Source organism: Bradyrhizobium sp. IC3123 (assembly GCF_020193625.1).
Classification (GTDB): domain Bacteria; phylum Pseudomonadota; class Alphaproteobacteria; order Rhizobiales; family Xanthobacteraceae; genus Bradyrhizobium; species Bradyrhizobium yuanmingense.
The window spans coordinates 1-16,909 of record NZ_JADYVF010000007.1; the positions used below are offsets into that span (position 1 = coordinate 1).

Consider the following 16,909-nt stretch of genomic DNA (forward strand, 5'->3'; position numbering starts at 1 on the left):
CGGCAACACCGCCTGCTCCGACAGCCGCGCCCCCGGCCCGCCCCGGCGCGCCTGCGCCGGCAGTCACGCCGGCTCCAACGGCGACACCAACACCGACGACGCCACCTGCGCCAACCGCAACGCCGGCTCCCGGCAGCACGCCCGGCGCACCGCCGGCTGGTCGCCCCGGCGCACCTCCGCCCGGCGTACGTCCTGGCGCGCCGCCGCCCCCGCCGGGATCACCCGCACCCGGCGCCACGCCCGCTCCAACGGCAACGCCCGCGCCCGGCAGCACGCCGCCACCCCCGCCGCCCGGACGTCCGGGGTCGGCAACGCCCGCGCCCGGCGCAACCCCGGCCCCGACAGCGACGCCAGCCCCGGGGCAGCGGGGTGGAACGCCTCCTGCCGGCGCGCCCGCCGCCGGGACTCCGGCTGCGCCGCCGCAGGCTGGTGCGCCCGCCCGGCCGCCGGCACCTCCGGCCGGCGCCGCGGCTCCGACCGTGGTGCCCGGCACGCCGGCCGCAGCGCCGCCGCCCGACCGGGCACAATACAGACCGCCGACGGTCGCGCCGGCTTTCCGCGCCGCGCCGACAGTCGCCGCGCCCCTGCCGCCGCCGCCGCGTCCGCAGCAGCGTGACCTGACGCCGCTCGCGATCGGCGCGGGCGTGGTGGCCGGCGCCGTGATCGGCGCCACCATCGCCGATATCCATAACCAGCGGCGCGAGGTCGTCGAAGGCGGCCGCACCGTCTACACCGAGCCGGACCGCATCATCATCCGCGATCCGGGCGGGCAGGCTTACGTCCGCGGCAACGATCTCTATCGCTTCCGCTATGGCGCCCGCGACATCCGCACCGACACCGTCGGCGGCGAAACCCGCACCGTCGTGATCCGTCCCGACGGCAGCGAGGTGATCACCGTGGTCGGGCCGGACGGCTCGCTGCTGCGTCGTATCCGCCGGGACCCGCGCGGACGCGAGATCGTGATCATCGACAACACCTACCGCGATCCGCGGGCGGTCGGCGGCTTCTACGTCGACGTGCCGCCGCCGGTGGTCAACATTCCCTACGATCGCTACATCGTCGACGCCCAGGAGGCGCCGCCGCAGGTGATCTACGAAACGATGCGGGCTCCGCCGGTGCAGCGGATCGACCGGCGCTACTCGCTCGACGAGATCCGCTACAGCCCGAATGTTCGCATGCAGATGCCGAGCATCGACGTCAACACGATCAACTTCGAGACCGGATCGTGGACCATTCCGCCGGATCAGGCGGCGCGGCTGCAAGTGATCGCCGACGGCATCAACCAGGCGCTCCAGGCCAACCCGCAGGAGGTGTTCCTGATCGAGGGCCACACCGATGCGGTCGGCAACGAGGTCGACAATCTGTCGCTGTCGGATCGCCGCGCGCAGGCCGCAGCCGAATTGCTGACGCAGCAATTCAGTGTGCCCGCGGAGAACCTGACGTCGCAGGGCTATGGCGAGCAGTATCTGAAGGAGCAGACGCAAGGCGCGAGCCTGATCAACCGGCGCGTCACCGTCCGTCGCATCACGCCGTTGCTCAACGGCGACCAGGCCAACGCGGCGCCTCCGCCGCGCCAGTAAGACCTTCGCAAGAAGACAATGGCCGGGAGCGATCCCGGCCATTTTTCTTGTCACGCCGTCATTGCTTCCGATGGCAGGCATGCCTCGCAAACGGCGGCAACATGCCGGTGATCGGTGCCGCAACAGCCGCCGAGAATGCGCATGCCGGGGAATGCGCGCCTGAGCAAATGGTAGCGGCGGCCGAGATCTTGGGGATCACCACTGTCCAGCGCCTCCGATTCGTCGAGCTCGGCATGGCTCTTGACCGATGCATTGGCTCTGATGCCGTGGATGCGCTGCACCCACGCCTCGCCTGCGGCGAGTGCACTCTCGAAGTGAGTTGGGTGCGCGCAATTGATCAGGAAGTATTCGCAGGCACGTTCAGTTGCGTCGTCGACCGCCTCGATCGCCTCGCGCAGCGACTCTCCCCGGACGAGGCGGCCATCGGTTTCGACCGTGAAAGAGATGGCGACCGGAATGTCCTGCCTCTTGGCTGCACGGACCACGCCCACGGCTTCGTTGATGCTGTTCAGCGTGAATGCAGTCACCATGTCGGCGCCCGCCTCGGCGAAGGCCGCAATCTGGCCTGAGTGGTAGGTTTCCGCCTCCGCCGCGTCCATGTTGCCGGCCTTGTAGCCGTCGCCTCGCGGACCGATCGCGCCATTGATGACGCAAGGCGTGCCGGGCAACTCCCAGACGCCGCGCAACTCGTCGAGGAAGCGGATGGCGCGCATGTTGATGGCCTTAAGCCTGGCCGCATCATAGCCGAGCTTGGCGCCCCAATCGGGGTTGGCGCGCCAGGTCGGACTGTCGAGGACAAAGCCGAGCCCATGCTGCCGCGCGATACGCAGGTAGGCTTCGTAGTACTGCCTCAAATGCGCGCGGCCATCCGCGCTGTCGAGCAGCACGAATGCCGCAAAGTGGGGCAGCTCCAGCCCGTGCTGAAAGATGAGGGTTGTTTCCATGCCGCCGTCGGTCAGGAAAATGCCGCCGCCGCGCTGCGGCAGACCATGTCTGTATCTGGCCATCGATCGCTCCATCATTTGGACGGGCCCGCTCTCTTCACTCGGTCGCGCTAGGCCCGTGTTCGGTCGCGGCATTTGGTGCCGCATAATGTCGCGTCGCTCTAGAAGCCCCGTGGTGCGGCTGAACTTCCACCCGCAAGCGGAGACAAATCAATGATTTGCACGAGTCACGCGGAGTGGGCCTTAGCCCCAAGAACCAATTTCCGCACCGTCGGTACAGTTCTGGAGACATCGATGGGAAAGGGCGAAGCGACGCGCGAGCGCATTCTGGAGATCGCGGAAGCGGCGGTGCTTGCAAAGGGCTTCGGCGCCACCTCGATCGAGGAGGTCATTGCCGAGGCCGGACTGACCAAGAGCGGGTTCTTCTATCACTTCAGGGACAAGAACGCGCTCGCACGGGAGATGCTGCGTCGCTACGTGGATACGAATGACCGCCTGTTCGACGAGATCTTCAGGCGCGGACGCGAGCTCTCCGACGACCCGCTGCAGTCGTTCCTGATCTCGCTGAAACTACTCGCCGAAGTCATGGCCGATCTGCCGAACGGCCATCCCGGCTGCCTGATCGCAAGCATCTGCTATCAGGAGCGCCTGTTCGACCGCGATGTTCGCGATCTAACCGCGCAATCGGTCCGGAGCTGGAATGCGCACTTCCGCGAGATTCTCGACGGCATCGCCGCCATCTATCCGCCCCGCGAGCCGATCGATCTCGACGATCTCGCGGAGATGATCTCGTGCGTGGTCGACGGCGCAATCATCATGTCGAAGACGCTCAACGACCCGAAGCGGCTGGAGCGACAGATCCTGCTCTTCCGCAGCTGCGTGAAGCTGGTCTTCACGCCGCCTCACTCGTCGTGAATTGATGGAACGTGAGCGGACCAGGGCGGCCCGGCCTGCCGCGCTCGCCTGCGGCAGGAATGTGATTGGGCCCAGGTTGGCAGTCGCCCCATCATTCTCGCGCAGCCAATCCCAGCGCATCGGCCATGACACGGAACACTTCGGTATTGTCCATCGAGCCGTGCACGCGCTCGCTCCCCGGGCCCGCCGCCGTGACAATGACGTCCTCGCCCGAATGCACGCTGGCGCCGACCAGCGACGACAGATTGCCGGGGCGCAGCACCGCGCCCGGGACCTCCTTGTATTTGTCGTTGGCCTTGAAGGTGCCGTCGTCGCCGGCCTTGACGGTCGGCTCGTTGGGATTGTCGAGCTTCGGACGGAACGTCTCGTAATGATCGGGCAGGCTCGCCGAGAAGATGGCAAGCCGGCGGCTCACGTCGATGCGTGACGGGTAGCCTTCCGCGTCTGGGGCCGGATAGTTCGGAAATCCGGCCTTGTCGTAAACCCCGACGCGCTCGCGTAAGGGAACGTTGGGCACGGTGGCCATGTCGTCATTCACTGTGCCGACCAGGCTGTTGGGGTGATTGTGATCGGCCAGCACCAGGATGAGGGTGTCGTCGCCGCGGGCGCGCGCCCATTCGCGCGTCTGACGCACCGCGTTGTCGAGCATGATCGTGTCGTAGACGGCACGCTCCATGTCGAGCAAATGTGCGTATTTGTCGATCATTCCGGATTCGACCATCAGGAAGAAGCCGGCTTCGTTCTTCGAGAGGATTTTCAACGCCGCCTGCACCTGCTCGGTCAGATCAGGCTGCTCGGGGAATTTCTTGACGCCGCCGCCCTTGAGGAATTTGCGGTCGAGCGCGCCGTCCATGTTGCCGGTGGCGAACAGGCCGAGCAGCTTGCTCGTCTCCTGCTTGGCGGCAGAGGCGCTGAGCTCGCCCGCGGTGGTCGCCACCTGATAACCGGCATCGCGAAACTTCGCGATGTAGTCGGTCTCGTCCTTGCGCTTGGAGCCGGCAGCCGACTTCGGCAGAAAATTTGCGCTGCCGCCGCCCATCATCACATCCGGCTTTGCCGCGAAGAACTGCTCGACGATGTCGTCATAGGCGGCGCGGCGGCGGGTGTGCGCGACCATCGCCGCCGGCGTCGCGTCTTCGATCTCGGTATTGGTGACGACACCGATCGCCATGCCGAGCCGTCTTTTGGCGAGGCTGGTGATGGTTTCGACCTTGGGATCGTCGAGCGGGCTTGCGCTACGGTCAGCGTAGACGCCGAGGGCATTGACGGCGCTCTTGTGCCCGGTCGCATAGGCGCTCGCCGAGTTCGCGGAATCCGTGATGATCGAGTCCGAGCCGGCGGTTGCCACCAGCGCCATATGGGGCATGTCGTCGATGGCGAGCTTGCCGCGGCTCTTGCCTTCCGAAATGCCCTTGGACAGGATTCGCGCGGCGACCCGATGCGCCGGCGACATGCCATCGCCGATGAACAGGATGACGTTCTTCGCCTTGCGCGGGCCGGTGTCGTAGACCGTCCATGTGACGCTGCGCTGGCGTGTGCCGTCGCTTACCTCGACGGCAACGCTGCCGGGCGTGGACAGCGTGACGTCGCGCATGATCAGGGCCGACTGCTCCTTGCCGTCCTCGCGCTCGACGAAGGTTCCGGAGCGGCCGAACGCGGCCGCGTAATCGGCGCCGTTCACCGTCACCTTCAACTTGGCGGGATCGACCAGCCCCGGGAGCTCGACCTTGAAGTCGAACTTGGCTCCCGCCAGGATCTCGGCGCGGTCGATCGGATAGATCGTCTGCGCCGACGATGATGATGCCCAACAGAGAACAATGAGAGAGGCGAGTGCCGATCCCCTGACCATGTGCGATGCTCCGCAATCCCGTTTCCAACAGTGGAAGCGTAGCGGTCGAGAATGACAGCGTCATTAAGCTCGGAGCGCGGATGGAGCGAAGCGCAATCCGGGCTCCGGAAAGCCTCAGCCCTTATCGCTCTCGAGCCGGAAGATCTGCGAGCCTTCGCTGCCCGACAACAGGCCGGTCTTCGAATAGAGACCGAGCTTGGTGCGGGTGTCGGCGATGTCGAGGTTGCGCATGGTGAGCTGGCCGATGCGGTCGGCCGGCGTGAAGGCGGCGTCCTCCACCTTCTCCATGCTCAGCCGCTCCGGCGCATAGGTAAGGTTGGGGCTCTCGGTGTTGAGGATCGAATAATCGTTGCCCCGGCGCAGCTCGAGCGTGACTTGGCCGGTGACGGCGCGGGCGACCCAGCGCTGTGCGGTCTCGCGCAGCATCAACGCCTGCGAATCGAACCAGCGGCCCTGATAGAGCAGGCGTCCCAGGCGCATGCCGCTGACGCGGTACTGCTCGATCGTGTCCTCGTTGTGGATGCCGGTGACGAGGCGCTCATAGGCAATGTGCAGCAGCGCCATGCCAGGCGCCTCATAGATGCCGCGGCTCTTGGCCTCGATGATGCGGTTCTCGATCTGATCGCTCATGCCGAGGCCGTGACGGCCGCCGATCGCGTTGGCTTCGAGGAACAGCGCGACCGGATCGGAGAAGGTCTGGCCGTTGAGCGCGGTCGGCTGTCCTTCCTCGAAGCGCACCACGACCTTCTCGGCCTTGACATTGCAGTCGTCGCGCCAGAACGGGACGCCCATGATCGGGTTGACGATCTTGATGCCGCTGTCGAGGCTTTCGAGATCCTTCGCCTCGTGCGTGGCGCCGAGCAGATTGCTGTCGGTCGAATACGCCTTCTCCGCACTCATCTTGTAGGCGAAGCCTTGCGCGGTCATGAACGCCGACATCTCGGCGCGGCCGCCGAGCTCGTCGATGAACTGCTGGTCGAGCCAGGGCTTGTAGATCTTCAAGTCGGGATTGGTGAGCAGGCCGTAGCGGTAGAAGCGCTCGATGTCGTTGCCCTTGAAGGTCGAGCCGTCGCCCCAGATGTTGACACCGTCTTCCTTCATCGCTGCGACCAGCATCGTGCCGGTGACGGCGCGCCCGAGCGGCGTGGTGTTAAAATAGGTGATGCCGCCGGTCGAGATATGGAAGGCGCCGGACTGGATCGCGGCTATGCCCTCGTGAACCAGCTGCGTGCGGCAATCGACGAGCCGCGCGTTCTCGGCACCGAACTCCATCGCCTTGCGCGGGATCTCGTTGTAGTCGGCTTCATCCGGCTGACCGAGATTGGCGGTGTAGGCGTAGCAGCGCGCCCCCTTCTGCTTCATCCAGAGCAGCGCCGCAGAGGTGTCGAGGCCGCCCGAAAAAGCGATGCCGACTTTCTCACCCTTGGGCAGGCTTTTCAGGATCGTGGTCATGGGGCTTCCAATCGGGTCTCAAGCTGATGTGATGGGTGCGTTCGACCGCGCGAATATCAAATTTCGCGGGGCTCGGCACCCCTTTAATAGCTCAAACCGAGGGCTCGGGGCCGGTCTTGCGGCCGAACAGGCGCTGGCGGAGCCGGTAGGCGGGCATGTTCAACCGGGTCAGGGCGGCATCCACCGCTTCGTCCGAGAACCGCGTCCGCGGCCAGCGGTAAATCAGCGCGTAGGCGAACCAGATCACGACGAAGGTGACGAGGCCGGCGATCGACACGTCCGTGAAAAAGTGCCCGCCGAAGGCCATGCGCAGGGCGCTGGTCAAGGCGCCGAACACCACGGCGGCGGCATAGGCGAGCGGCCGCCACGCCGGCGGCGCCAGCGCGGCCGGCGCCAGCGTCCAGAACGCCGTCGCGCCTTCGCCGGAGAAGAACGAGCAATTGCGCCCGCAAGTGCCGCGCGGATCCCACCACGGCACGAATTGCTGATCGCCGGCAAACTCGGTCACCACCACCGGACGCGGACGGCCCCAATAATTCTTGAACGTCAGGTTGGTCAAAATACCGGCCGACATGGTCATCGTCACCAGCAGGAAGATGACCGTACGCCCCGGCACCATCAGCGGCCGGTCGGGCCGGATCATCTTGACCACGAGCGCGACGATCGAGGGAAGGGCGAAGGCCCAGGCGATCCACATCGCCGCATCGCGCGCAAAGCCGGCCCACCCGTTCAGCTTGAGCGGAAACGTCTTGGTCTCCGCGTCGAAGAACAGCGAAGCGAGCTTGAGGTCGAGCTCGGGATAGAGGCCGAAGACGACGCCGATCACGAGCCACAGCGCCAGGGCGATGAAGAGTCCAGTCCTGTTCATGGCGCGCGGTTTAGCGGAGTGGGGCGGGGATGGAAACCCCAGGGGAGGGTAGGAAACTCACCGCGGGCCCGGCCTTGAATTCGCCGGCAATGGCGGCGGTGGTTTCCGCGGGGGCGGCGGGATGCGCCAGGCGCCGGCGTTACGGCCGGCGATCAGCCAGTAGACGAAGCCGGCAACAATGCCCGCGCCCGTCATGATCTCCAGGTGACGCCGGACGATGCCCTCAAACTGCAACGTGTCGGAATGGAACGGGACGAGGCCGAGATAGCAGGCGAGCCCGACAAGGCCGCCGCCGACGGCATAGGCGATCGCACTGCGGATATAGAGCGCTTCGGTGATCGCGACGATCACCGCCGCCGGCACCACCGCAAAGCCGGACACGAAGATGAAGCCGAAGCCGAGCAGGATGTCGATCGTGCCCTGGTCGACCGGACCGGCGCCGAGATCGGCGAATTCCGGAAACAGCAGCGCGACGACGACGATCATGCCGCCGACAAAGCAGGCGGCGAGGAAGCCGATGAAGATGACGACGAGGCGCCCGATCAGGGACATGACGAAGAAGTCCCGATTGTCGTCATTGCGAGCGGAGCGAAGCAATCGAGACATACGTCCGCGGAGACGGTCTGGATTGCTTCGTCGCTACGCTCCTCGCAATGACGAGGAGGCGAGAGCACGGGCATGACACACTAATCCGTCATCGCCATGGCGCGCAGCGCCTGGCGCTCGCGCGCCGAGAGCTTTTCCGTCTCCGACTTGAGCTGGCCGCAGGCGGCGAGGATGTCGCGGCCGCGCGGGGTGCGCACCGGCGAGGAATAGCCGGCGTTGAAGATGTATTCGGAGAACTTTTCGATCTGGTCCCAGTCCGAGCATTCATAAGCGGTGCCGGGCCAGGGATTGAACGGGATCAGGTTGATCTTGGCCGGAATGCCCTTGAGCATCTTCACCAGCAGCTTGGCATCGTCGAGCGAATCGTTGACGCCCTTGAGCATCACATATTCGAAGGTGATGCGGCGCGCGTTGGAGGCACCGGGATAGTCGCGGCAGGCCTGCAGCAGCTCCTTGATCGGATATTTGCGGTTGAGCGGCACCAGCTCGTTGCGCAGCTCGTCGCGCACCGCGTGCAGCGAAATCGCGAGCATGACGCCGATCTCCTCGCCGGCGCGCACGATGTTCGGCACCACGCCCGAGGTCGACAACGTGATACGGCGGCGGGAGATGCCGATGCCTTCGTTGTCGCCGACGATCAGAAGCGCATCGCGCACCGCGTCGAAATTGTAGAGCGGCTCGCCCATGCCCATCATCACGATGTTGGTGACGCGGCGCGTGCCGTCCTCGCGATCGGCCCAGTCATTCAAACGATCGCGCGCGACCATCACCTGCCCGACGATCTCGCCGGCGGTGAGATTGCGCACCAGGCGCTGGGTGCCGGTGTGGCAGAAGGCGCAATTGAGCGTGCAGCCGACCTGCGAGGAAACGCAGAGCGTGCCGCGGTCGGTCTCGGGGATGTAGACGCATTCGACTTCATGCGCCTTCTGAACATTATCGCCGCTCGGCAGGCGCAACAGCCATTTGCGGGTGCCGTCGTTGGAGATCTGCTCGGCCACGACTTCCGGCCGGTCGACGGTGAAATGCTGGGCGAGCTCGGCGCGGATGCCCTTGGAGATCGAGCTCATCTCGTCGAAGCTCTGGGCGCCGCGGAAATAGATCCAGTGCCACAGCTGCTGCACCCGCATCTTGCGCTGGGCCGGCGCGACACCGATCTCGCCGAGCCGATCGGCAAGCTCGGTGCGCGACAGGCCGATCAGCGACGGCTTGGCCGGCGGCACATAGGTTTCGAGCGGGGTCTTCTCCACCAGGAGGCCGTTGTGCGGCTCGGTCGTCGGTTGCATTGAATGGACCTGATTACGTGGTCGTTCCGGGGCGGCGCGAAGCGTCGAACCTGGAACCTCGAGATTCCGGGTCTGGTCCTTCGGACCATCCCGGAATGACGGAAAAACTTGGAACGGCCCCTATATAGCAACCGGAACCGCCGATTGCGACCTTATCGCCCGCAGTCTTAACGCCGGCAATCCTGCGCGATCTTGTCGAGCGCCTGGGCGAGGCCCTTCAGCGAGAAGGTGTCGGTCGTCTCGGTCCCCTTGGCCGAGACGCCCTTGACGACGAGATCGGCGGATTTGCGCATGGCTTCGACCATCCGCTCCTCCTCGGCCGCGTTCTTGATCCAGAGCCCGTCGCCCTGCGTGTACATGGCGAAGGAGGCGCCGCCGACCTCGGCGGTCGATTCCGAGCCCGGCTTCAGCGCATAGCCGATCATGACCGAGACTTCGTTATTGACCTTCTCGGCCGGCCGGGTCGAGACGAAGGCATAGGCGGGATCGCGCGGCCGGTTCGGCGGATTGGTCTTCGACGATGACGGCTTGGCCAGCGCGAAGCAGACCTTCTTGCCGTTCGGCGTCGCCGAATAGGCACCCCAGGTGCCGAACTGCCCGATCAGGGTCGGCTCCGCGCCCCCCGCAACGGCCGCAGCCGGGGCCGCCGGCTTGCTCTCGGGCTTCGGGGCCGCCTTTGCGTTGGTGTTGCCCGGCGGCGCCGCCGGCTTCGGTGCCGCCTCTTTTGGAGCTGGACTGGACTTGGGCGTCGGTTGCGCCGTCTGCGCCCGCGCAGACACGGCGATTCCCCCGGCCGCCACGCCAGTCATCAAAGCTAAAATCAGCACCCGCCACATGCCGCGTTGGTTCCCTCAATATTGTGACTGGAAGATGGCCCGAGCGCGCTTTGTCCCCGGGCAGGGATAGCCGGGAAAGTTCAATTTGGGAAGGCAGTTAGCGGTATCTTCGGCGGCTAGGCCCTGGATCGGGCGGCGCGTTGCGCGGCCCATTGCGCCTCGGTCCAGCCGAGCAAATCCTCGGCGCCGGAACTGCGCAGATGCGCGCCACCGTCGATCACCACCATCTCGCCATTGATGTAGGCGGCGTGATCCGAGACCAGGAAGCTGGCGAGATCGGCGAGCTCGCCGTGCTCGCCGGTGCGGCCGAGCGGATTGCGCGAGGTCCAGCCTTCGTCGCGGCCTTCGGGACGGAGCTGCCCGGTGGCCCCTGCGGTCGGAAACGGGCCCGGCGCGATCGCCACGGTCCGGATGCCCTTCGGGCCCCATTCCACCGCAAGACTCCTGGTCATCGCCAGCAGTGCGGATTTCGCCATCGCCGAGGGAACGGTGAAGGCGCGGCCGGTAATGGTGGAGGTCGAGAGGATCGACAGCACGACGCCGCGATGGTTAGCCTCGATCCAGCGCCTGCCGGCGGCGAGCGTGCAATACATCGCGCCATGCAGTGTCGGCGCCAGGATCGCGTCCGCGGCGCGGAAGGAGAGATGCTCGCTCTGTGCGATGAAGGTGGCAGCGGCATTGTTGACGAGGATGTCGAGCGGCGCCTCGCGCCAGATCGCATCCATCATGCCGTCGACCGCCGCACCGTCGCGGATATCGCAGGCGATGGTGATGACCGTGCCGCCGATCTCGTCGCGCATCTCGCGCGCCGTCGCCTCGAGCCGCTCGAGCTTGCGGCCGCAGATCACGAGCTCGGCGCCGAGCGCGAGGAAGCGACGCCCCATCGCAGCGCCGAGACCCGAACCACCCCCGGTAATGAGGATGCGCTTGTTCTTCAGCAGGCTTGTTTCAAACATCGTTTGAATCCTTTCTCCGCGGATTTCGTCATTGCGAGCCACCGGGTCCGCGCGAAGCGCGGCCCGATGACGGGCTTCGCGAAGCAATTCAGACTATTCCGCAGGACGGACTCTGGATTGCTTCGCTGCGCTCGCAACGACGGAGGATAGGCCGTCGCTGACCCCAGACAAAGAATCCGGATTGTCGCCACTGCCTAAATCCGGCAGAAACGGCCAAACTATAATTCCACCCGAAACGCCCTCAAGGTGCCGCCATGAAAGCCATCCTCTGCTCGCAATATTGCCAGCCCGACGACCTCGTCCTGACTGAGGTGCCCGATCCGGTGGCGGGGCCCGGCGAAGCCGTGATCGCGATCAAGGCGGCGGCGCTGAATTTCTTCGACATCCTGATGATCCAGGGCAAGTACCAGATCAAGCCGCCGTTCCCGTTCTCGCCGGCCGCGGAAGTTGCGGGCGTGATCGAGAGCATCGGCGCTGGTGTCACTGATCTCAAGGTCGGCGATCGCGTGGTCGCCTCCTGCGGCCACAACGGCGCACGCGAGAAGATCGCGCTGCCGGCGGCATCGATCGTGAAGATCCCCGACAATCTCGACTACGACCGCGCGGCCGGCATCATCATCATCTACGGCACCGCGCTGCATGCGCTGGAAGATCGCGCCAGCCCCAAGCCGGGCGAGACGCTCGCTGTGCTGGGCGCGGCCGGCGGCACCGGCCTTGCGGCCTGCGAGCTCGGCAAGCTGATGGGCTTGAAGGTCATCGCCTGCGCCTCGTCGGACGAGAAGCTCGAATTCGCCAAGGCGCACGGCGCCGAGCTGACGCTGAACTATGCCAAGGAAGATCTGAAGGAAGGCCTGCGCAAGCTCACCGGCGGCAAGGGCGTCGACATCATCTTCGATCCCGTTGGTGGTGCTTACGCCGAACAGGCGCTGCGCTCGATCGCATGGGAAGGCCGCTTCCTCGTCATCGGCTTTGCCGCCGGCGACATTCCCAAGATGCCGCTGAACCTCGCGCTCCTGAAGGGCTGCGACATCCGCGGCGTGTTCTGGGGCGCCTGGACCCGGCTCAACCCGGCCAAGAACCGCGCCAATCTGGAGAAGCTGGTGAAGTGGACCGCGGAAGGCAAGATCTCATCGCATGTCGACCGCACCTTCCCGCTGGCGCAGACGGCCGATGCGTTGAAGGTGTTGGCGGGACGTCAGGCCATGGGCAAGGTGATCTTGCATCCGTGAGGATGCGAGACGGAAACGCGTTTGTCGCGACCTGCACACCACACACTCACTGTCATCGCCCGCGAAGGCGGGCGATCCAGTACTCCGTGACGTCAGCGATTGAACCGGGAGGCCGCGGCGTACTGGATTCCCCGCCTTCGCGGGGAATGACAGCGGAAGCGTGGCGAAACTGTTACGCTGCCTCGACGTCCGCCTCATCTATGCCGCGCCTCAGCACGGCGCGGGCGGCCTCGCGATGCTCGTGCGTGATGTGGCCGGCAACCATGCGGATGGCAGTGGCGAGCACGGCGGCGTCATCGGCGAAGCCGAGCATAGGCATCACGTCCGCGACGAAATCGAACGGCAGGACGAAATAGGCGATTGCACCGAGCAGCGAAGCCTGGACGTGACGCGGCGTCTGCCGGTCGAACGCGCAGTAATAGGCGGCAAGTAGATCCTCCGCGAACGGCAGATGCGCAGCGACCCGCTTCAGCTTGCGCCAGAAGCGGCGGCGCACGCTCTCGCGATCTTCCGCGAGCCGATCGGCCGGCTCGAAGCCAACGCTGTGCTCGGCAGCCATGCTCAAACACTCCCCGTTCTGCGGGAGGCGGAGGACCGCCCGATCCCGGCTGATCACAAGATGGGGATGCAGCCGGTCCCTGCAAGACGTCTGCTTCAAGACGTCTGCTTGGTGTCAGCCTGCGATGGCGTTCATCGCCTTGGCGAGCGCCATGTCGCGCGCGGTGACGCCGCCGGCGTCGTGGGTCGACAGCACCACCTCCACCGTCTTGTAGACGTTGCGCCATTCGGGGTGGTGATCCATCTTCTCGGCGACCAGCGCGGCGCGGGTCATGAAGCCGAACGCCTCGTTGAAATCCTTGAAGACAAAGGTTTTTCCGATGGCGTCGCGGCCTTGGACGTCAGTCCAGCCGGATAGTCCGCCCAGCGCCTGCCTGCGCGCCTCCGCCGAGAGCCGTTCTGCCATCACCATCTCCATCTCCACCCTTCGGAGGAACTTTACCCTAACACCGTGCCGACGCCCGGGTTCACGCGGGAATTTCGTCCATCCGCTAACCATGACGGAGATGTAACCCCGCCGGACAAGAAATTTGCTACAATTGCGGGCGTAAATCGCCGGCCAAGATGAAACCGAGCCTGAAGCGCCTCTTGGGAGACCGATGACCGGGGGATTGGACCTGGCCGAAACGCCCCCTCCGCCTTCGCCGCGATCCGCGGCGCGGAAGACGGCGCTCGTGTCTCTGGCGTTCCTGCTTGCGATCGTCGGCGTGGTCGCCGGCGGCTATTACTTCGCGATGCGTCCCGTGACGCTCAGAATCGCGGTCGGCCCCGCCAACAGCGACGACGTCAAGGTCGTGCAGGCGCTGACGCAAGGCTTCGCGCAGCACAAGAGCTATGTGCGGCTGCGCCCGATCCAGACCGACGGCGCGACCGCCAGTGCCAATGCGCTCGCGGAAGGCAAGGTCGATCTCGCCATCGTGCGCGGCGATCTCGACGTGCCGAAGAACGCGCAGGCTGTCGCGACCCTGCGCAAGAACGTCGTGGTGCTGTGGTCCGTGCCCGCCAAAGGAAAGAAGAAGGGCGCGAAGATCACCAAGATCGCGCAGCTCGCCGGCCATCGCGTCGGGGTCGTCGGCCGCACCCAGGCCAACGTCAATCTGCTCAAGGTGATCCTGCACCAATACGGCGTCGACCCGGCAAAGGTCGAGATCGTGCAATTTCCCGTCAATGAAGTTGCCGAGGCGATCAAGGCGCAGAAGGCCGACGTCTACCTCGCGGCAGGCCCGGTCAACAGCAAGATCACGGCGGACGCGATCTCGGCATCGGTCAGGGAGGGCGGCACGCCAACCTTCCTCGCCATCGATTCCGCCGATGCGATCGCGCAAAACCATCCAGTCTATGAAGCGGGCGAGATCCCCGCCGGCACCTACGGCGGCTCGCCCGACCGGCCCGAGGACGAGGTCAAGACCATCAGCTTCGCGCACCACATCGTAGCGCGCAAAGGCGTGTCCGAGGCCGACATCGCAGCGTTCACGCGCCAGCTCTTCGCCGTGCGCCAGCAACTGGTGACGGAATTCCCGCTGGCGGCGAAGATCGAGACGCCCGACACCGACAAGGATGCAGTGATCCCGGTGCATCCGGGTGCGGCCGCTTTCGTCGACGGCGAGGAGAAGACCTTCCTCGACAAGTACAGCGATTACATCTGGTGGAGCCTGATGGCGCTCTCGGCCATGGGCTCGGTCGGCGCCTGGTTCGCCGGTTATCTGAAGAAGGACGAGCGCGACAACAACAATCACCAGCGCGAACGCCTGCTCGACATGATCGCCGCGGCACGCAAGTGCGAGACGACCGAAGAGCTGGACCAGATGCAGACCGAGGCCGACGAGATCCTGCGCGACACGCTGCGCTGCTTCGATCACGGCGCGATCGAGGAAGCCGCGCTCACCGCCTTCAACATCGCACTCGACCAATTCCACGCCGCCGTCGCCGACCGCAAGGCTGTGCTGTTCAGCCTGCCGCCGAACCTGCAACGTGCCAGCGCGCAGTTCCGGGCCGCCGGCAACGCGTGAGCGCCCGCGCGCGTTATTGCTGCGTCACATTGTCTCAATATAGCTCCCAACGTCATTCCGGGGCGATGTGAAGCATCGAACCCGGAATCCATTGCGCAGCATTCGCGGGGAGACATGGATTCCGGGTTCGCGCTACGCGCGCCCCGGAATGACGGACTCCCCCCCAAGCCCCGGGGTCGGAGCCTCATGACCATCACATTCTCCCGCCGCCGCTTCCTCGCCAGCAGCGCCGGTGCGCTCGGCACAATGGCGATGCCCTATCTTTCGCGCGCGGCCGACCGGCCGGCAGTCACCCACGGCGTGCAAGCGGGCGACATCACCGTCGACGGCGGCGTGGTGTGGGCGCGAACCGACCGGCCCGCGCAGATGCTGGTCGAGGTCGCCACGAGCGAGTCCTTCAAGGACGCCCGGGCATTGCCGCCGATCGCGGCGCTGCCCGAGAGCGACTTCACCGCCAAGATGCTGGTCGAAAATCTACCCGCCGGCCAGGACATCTTCTACCGCGTCCGCTTCCGCGATCTCTCCCACAGCGCGATCGAGGGCGAGGCGGTGACCGGCCGCTTCCGCTCCGCGCCGGCCGACCACCGCGACGTCAGCTTCGTCTGGGGCGGCGACGTCGCAGGGCAGGGCTGGGGCATCAATCCCGACGACGGCGGCATGGTCACCTTCTCGACCATGCGCAAGCACCGGCCGGATTTCTTCCTGCACTCGGGCGACACGATCTATGCCGACGGTCCGATCCAACCCGAGGTGAAGCTCGCCGACGGCAAGATCTGGAAGAATCTGACCATCCCGGAGAAGGCCAAGGTCGCCGAGACGCTGGACGAGTTTCGCGCCGCGTACAAATACAATCTCACCGACGACAATCTCCGCGCCTTCAATGCCGAGGTGCCGGTCTTCGTGCAGTGGGACGACCACGAGGTCACCAACAACTGGTCGCTGTCGAAAGACTTGCCGGCCGCCTACAAGGTGCGCGACATCTCACTGCTCGCAGCCCGCGCGGGCCGGGCCTTCCACGAGATGTACCCGATGCGGGAGAGCATCACTGAACCCGGCCGCGTCTATCGCCAGATCTCCTACGGCCCGCATCTCGACGTATTCGTGCTCGACGAGCGCAGCTATCGCGCACCGAACGGTGCCAATCTCGAAACCGCCTATGGCCCCGCCAGCTATTTCCTCGGCCCGGACCAGATCACCTGGCTCAAGCGCGGCCTGCTGAATTCACGCGCGACATGGAAGGTGATCGCATCGGACATGCCGATCGGCCTGATCGTCTCCGACACGCCGAAGGGCGGCTCGGAAGCCGTTGCACAGGGCGACGGCCCGGTGCGTGGCCGTGAGTTCGAGATCGCCGACATCCTGCGCTTCATCAAGGTGGCGCCGATTAGCAACACGGTGTGGCTGACCGCGGACGTGCACTACGCCGCCGCGCATTATTACGATCCGAACAAGGCGCAATTCCAGGAGTTCGAGCCGTTCTGGGAGTTCGTCTCGGGCCCGGTGCACGCGGGCACGTTCGGCCCGAACGCGCTCGACAATACCTTTGGCCCCCAGGTGCGCTTCGTCAAGGCGCCGGGCAAGGATAGCCAGAACCTGCCGCCGTCCGCCGGCATGCAGTTCTTTGGTCACGTCAAGATCGACGGCGCGTCCGGCCGGATGACGGTGACCCTGCGCGATCGCGCCGACGTCGCGCTGTGGTCGACCACGCTCGATCCGAAGCTTGCGTGACGGCCAATTCGAAGCCGGATGAACCATCCGGCCGGCCCGGACGACAATTGCGAGCGCCCGCGCATTTTCGAGGGCGTGATGCCGTCCGAGCCGTTT

Annotated in this window: 15 protein-coding genes; 5 read left to right on the top strand and 10 right to left on the bottom strand. The window is 65.6% G+C overall.

All coding sequences use genetic code 11. The annotated features are described in order from the left end of the window. Positions 1-1,580, top strand: a 1,580-nt coding sequence (locus I6F20_RS22615) for an OmpA family protein (RefSeq protein ID WP_225127895.1), incomplete at its 5' end; no start/stop codon positions are given. Between the two features lie 50 nt (positions 1,581-1,630). Here I6F20_RS22615 and I6F20_RS22620 read toward each other — a convergent pair. After that, positions 1,631-2,587, bottom strand: coding sequence for a homocysteine S-methyltransferase family protein (locus tag I6F20_RS22620; RefSeq protein WP_036002790.1), 957 nt, complete (start codon positions 2,585-2,587; stop codon positions 1,631-1,633). Positions 2,588-2,818: 231 nt separating this feature from the next. Here I6F20_RS22620 and I6F20_RS22625 point away from each other — a divergent pair, with 231 nt between their 5' ends. Then, positions 2,819-3,439, top strand: coding sequence for a TetR/AcrR family transcriptional regulator (locus tag I6F20_RS22625; RefSeq protein ID WP_036002793.1), 621 nt, complete (start codon positions 2,819-2,821; stop codon positions 3,437-3,439). 91 nt (positions 3,440-3,530) lie between these two features. On the opposite strand, the gene I6F20_RS22630 is transcribed toward I6F20_RS22625, so the two are convergent. From I6F20_RS22630 to I6F20_RS22660, 7 genes are all read right to left on the bottom strand, one after another. Beyond that, on the bottom strand, positions 3,531-5,288 hold the full coding sequence (locus I6F20_RS22630) for an alkaline phosphatase (RefSeq protein ID WP_225127897.1): 1,758 nt from the start codon (positions 5,286-5,288) through the stop codon (positions 3,531-3,533). Between the two features lie 114 nt (positions 5,289-5,402). Continuing rightward, entirely contained in the window at positions 5,403-6,740 is a 1,338-nt protein-coding gene (gene argG, locus I6F20_RS22635; RefSeq protein WP_225127898.1) for an argininosuccinate synthase, read from the bottom strand. Between the two features lie 91 nt (positions 6,741-6,831). Next, positions 6,832-7,608, bottom strand: a complete 777-nt coding sequence (locus I6F20_RS22640) for a phosphatase PAP2 family protein (protein ID WP_036002803.1) — start codon at positions 7,606-7,608, stop codon at positions 6,832-6,834. 57 nt (positions 7,609-7,665) lie between these two features. Continuing rightward, positions 7,666-8,160, bottom strand: coding sequence for a hypothetical protein (locus I6F20_RS22645; protein ID WP_036002806.1), 495 nt, complete (start codon positions 8,158-8,160; stop codon positions 7,666-7,668). Between the two features lie 134 nt (positions 8,161-8,294). Continuing rightward, positions 8,295-9,497, bottom strand: a complete 1,203-nt coding sequence (gene rlmN, locus I6F20_RS22650; RefSeq protein ID WP_036024187.1) for a dual-specificity RNA methyltransferase RlmN — start codon at positions 9,495-9,497, stop codon at positions 8,295-8,297. Between the two features lie 167 nt (positions 9,498-9,664). Beyond that, positions 9,665-10,333, bottom strand: a complete 669-nt coding sequence (locus I6F20_RS22655; protein ID WP_225127900.1) for an invasion associated locus B family protein — start codon at positions 10,331-10,333, stop codon at positions 9,665-9,667. Positions 10,334-10,449: 116 nt separating this feature from the next. Next, positions 10,450-11,289: an SDR family oxidoreductase gene (locus I6F20_RS22660; RefSeq protein ID WP_225127902.1), complete on the bottom strand. Its 840-nt coding sequence runs from the start codon at positions 11,287-11,289 to the stop codon at positions 10,450-10,452. Positions 11,290-11,543: 254 nt separating this feature from the next. Here I6F20_RS22660 and I6F20_RS22665 point away from each other — a divergent pair, with 254 nt between their 5' ends. Then, the gene (locus I6F20_RS22665; protein ID WP_036002812.1) at positions 11,544-12,518 is read left to right on the top strand and encodes an NADPH:quinone oxidoreductase family protein; all 975 of its coding nucleotides are present in this window, start codon (positions 11,544-11,546) and stop codon (positions 12,516-12,518) included. A 172-nt stretch (positions 12,519-12,690) separates the two neighbouring features. Here the strand turns inward: I6F20_RS22665 and I6F20_RS22670 are convergent, their stop codons facing one another. Continuing rightward, positions 12,691-13,077 (bottom strand): YkvA family protein, encoded by a 387-nt coding sequence (locus tag I6F20_RS22670; RefSeq protein WP_057025845.1) that lies wholly within the window; start codon positions 13,075-13,077, stop codon positions 12,691-12,693. 114 nt (positions 13,078-13,191) lie between these two features. Next, positions 13,192-13,482, bottom strand: a complete 291-nt coding sequence (locus I6F20_RS22675; RefSeq protein ID WP_036002826.1) for a 4a-hydroxytetrahydrobiopterin dehydratase — start codon at positions 13,480-13,482, stop codon at positions 13,192-13,194. Positions 13,483-13,750: 268 nt separating this feature from the next. Here I6F20_RS22675 and I6F20_RS22680 point away from each other — a divergent pair, with 268 nt between their 5' ends. Together I6F20_RS22680 and I6F20_RS22685 are read left to right on the top strand one after the other, a co-directional pair. After that, positions 13,751-15,085, top strand: a complete 1,335-nt coding sequence (locus I6F20_RS22680; RefSeq protein WP_346276489.1) for a TAXI family TRAP transporter solute-binding subunit — start codon at positions 13,751-13,753, stop codon at positions 15,083-15,085. 186 nt (positions 15,086-15,271) lie between these two features. Then, a complete protein-coding gene (locus I6F20_RS22685; RefSeq protein WP_225127906.1) occupies positions 15,272-16,813 on the top strand; it encodes an alkaline phosphatase D family protein in 1,542 nt (513 codons plus the stop codon). Positions 16,814-16,909: the final 96 nt, after the last annotated feature.

Excerpts from the sequence above, each read along its gene's own strand:
- I6F20_RS22675 (WP_036002826.1), bottom strand. The coding sequence starts at position 13,482 with ATGGCAGAACGGCTCTCGGCGGAGGCGCGCAGGCAGGCGCTGGGCGGA.
- I6F20_RS22655 (WP_225127900.1), bottom strand. The coding sequence starts at position 10,333 with ATGTGGCGGGTGCTGATTTTAGCTTTGATGACTGGCGTGGCGGCCGGG.
- I6F20_RS22630 (WP_225127897.1), bottom strand. The coding sequence starts at position 5,288 with ATGGTCAGGGGATCGGCACTCGCCTCTCTCATTGTTCTCTGTTGGGCA.
- I6F20_RS22660 (WP_225127902.1), bottom strand. The coding sequence starts at position 11,289 with ATGTTTGAAACAAGCCTGCTGAAGAACAAGCGCATCCTCATTACCGGG.
- I6F20_RS22625 (WP_036002793.1), top strand. The coding sequence starts at position 2,819 with ATGGGAAAGGGCGAAGCGACGCGCGAGCGCATTCTGGAGATCGCGGAA.
- I6F20_RS22620 (WP_036002790.1), bottom strand. The coding sequence starts at position 2,587 with ATGGCCAGATACAGACATGGTCTGCCGCAGCGCGGCGGCGGCATTTTC.
- I6F20_RS22670 (WP_057025845.1), bottom strand. The coding sequence starts at position 13,077 with ATGGCTGCCGAGCACAGCGTTGGCTTCGAGCCGGCCGATCGGCTCGCG.
- I6F20_RS22685 (WP_225127906.1), top strand. The coding sequence starts at position 15,272 with ATGACCATCACATTCTCCCGCCGCCGCTTCCTCGCCAGCAGCGCCGGT.
- argG (WP_225127898.1), bottom strand. The coding sequence starts at position 6,740 with ATGACCACGATCCTGAAAAGCCTGCCCAAGGGTGAGAAAGTCGGCATC.
- I6F20_RS22665 (WP_036002812.1), top strand. The coding sequence starts at position 11,544 with ATGAAAGCCATCCTCTGCTCGCAATATTGCCAGCCCGACGACCTCGTC.
- I6F20_RS22640 (WP_036002803.1), bottom strand. The coding sequence starts at position 7,608 with ATGAACAGGACTGGACTCTTCATCGCCCTGGCGCTGTGGCTCGTGATC.
- I6F20_RS22645 (WP_036002806.1), bottom strand. The coding sequence starts at position 8,160 with ATGTCCCTGATCGGGCGCCTCGTCGTCATCTTCATCGGCTTCCTCGCC.
- rlmN (WP_036024187.1), bottom strand. The coding sequence starts at position 9,497 with ATGCAACCGACGACCGAGCCGCACAACGGCCTCCTGGTGGAGAAGACC.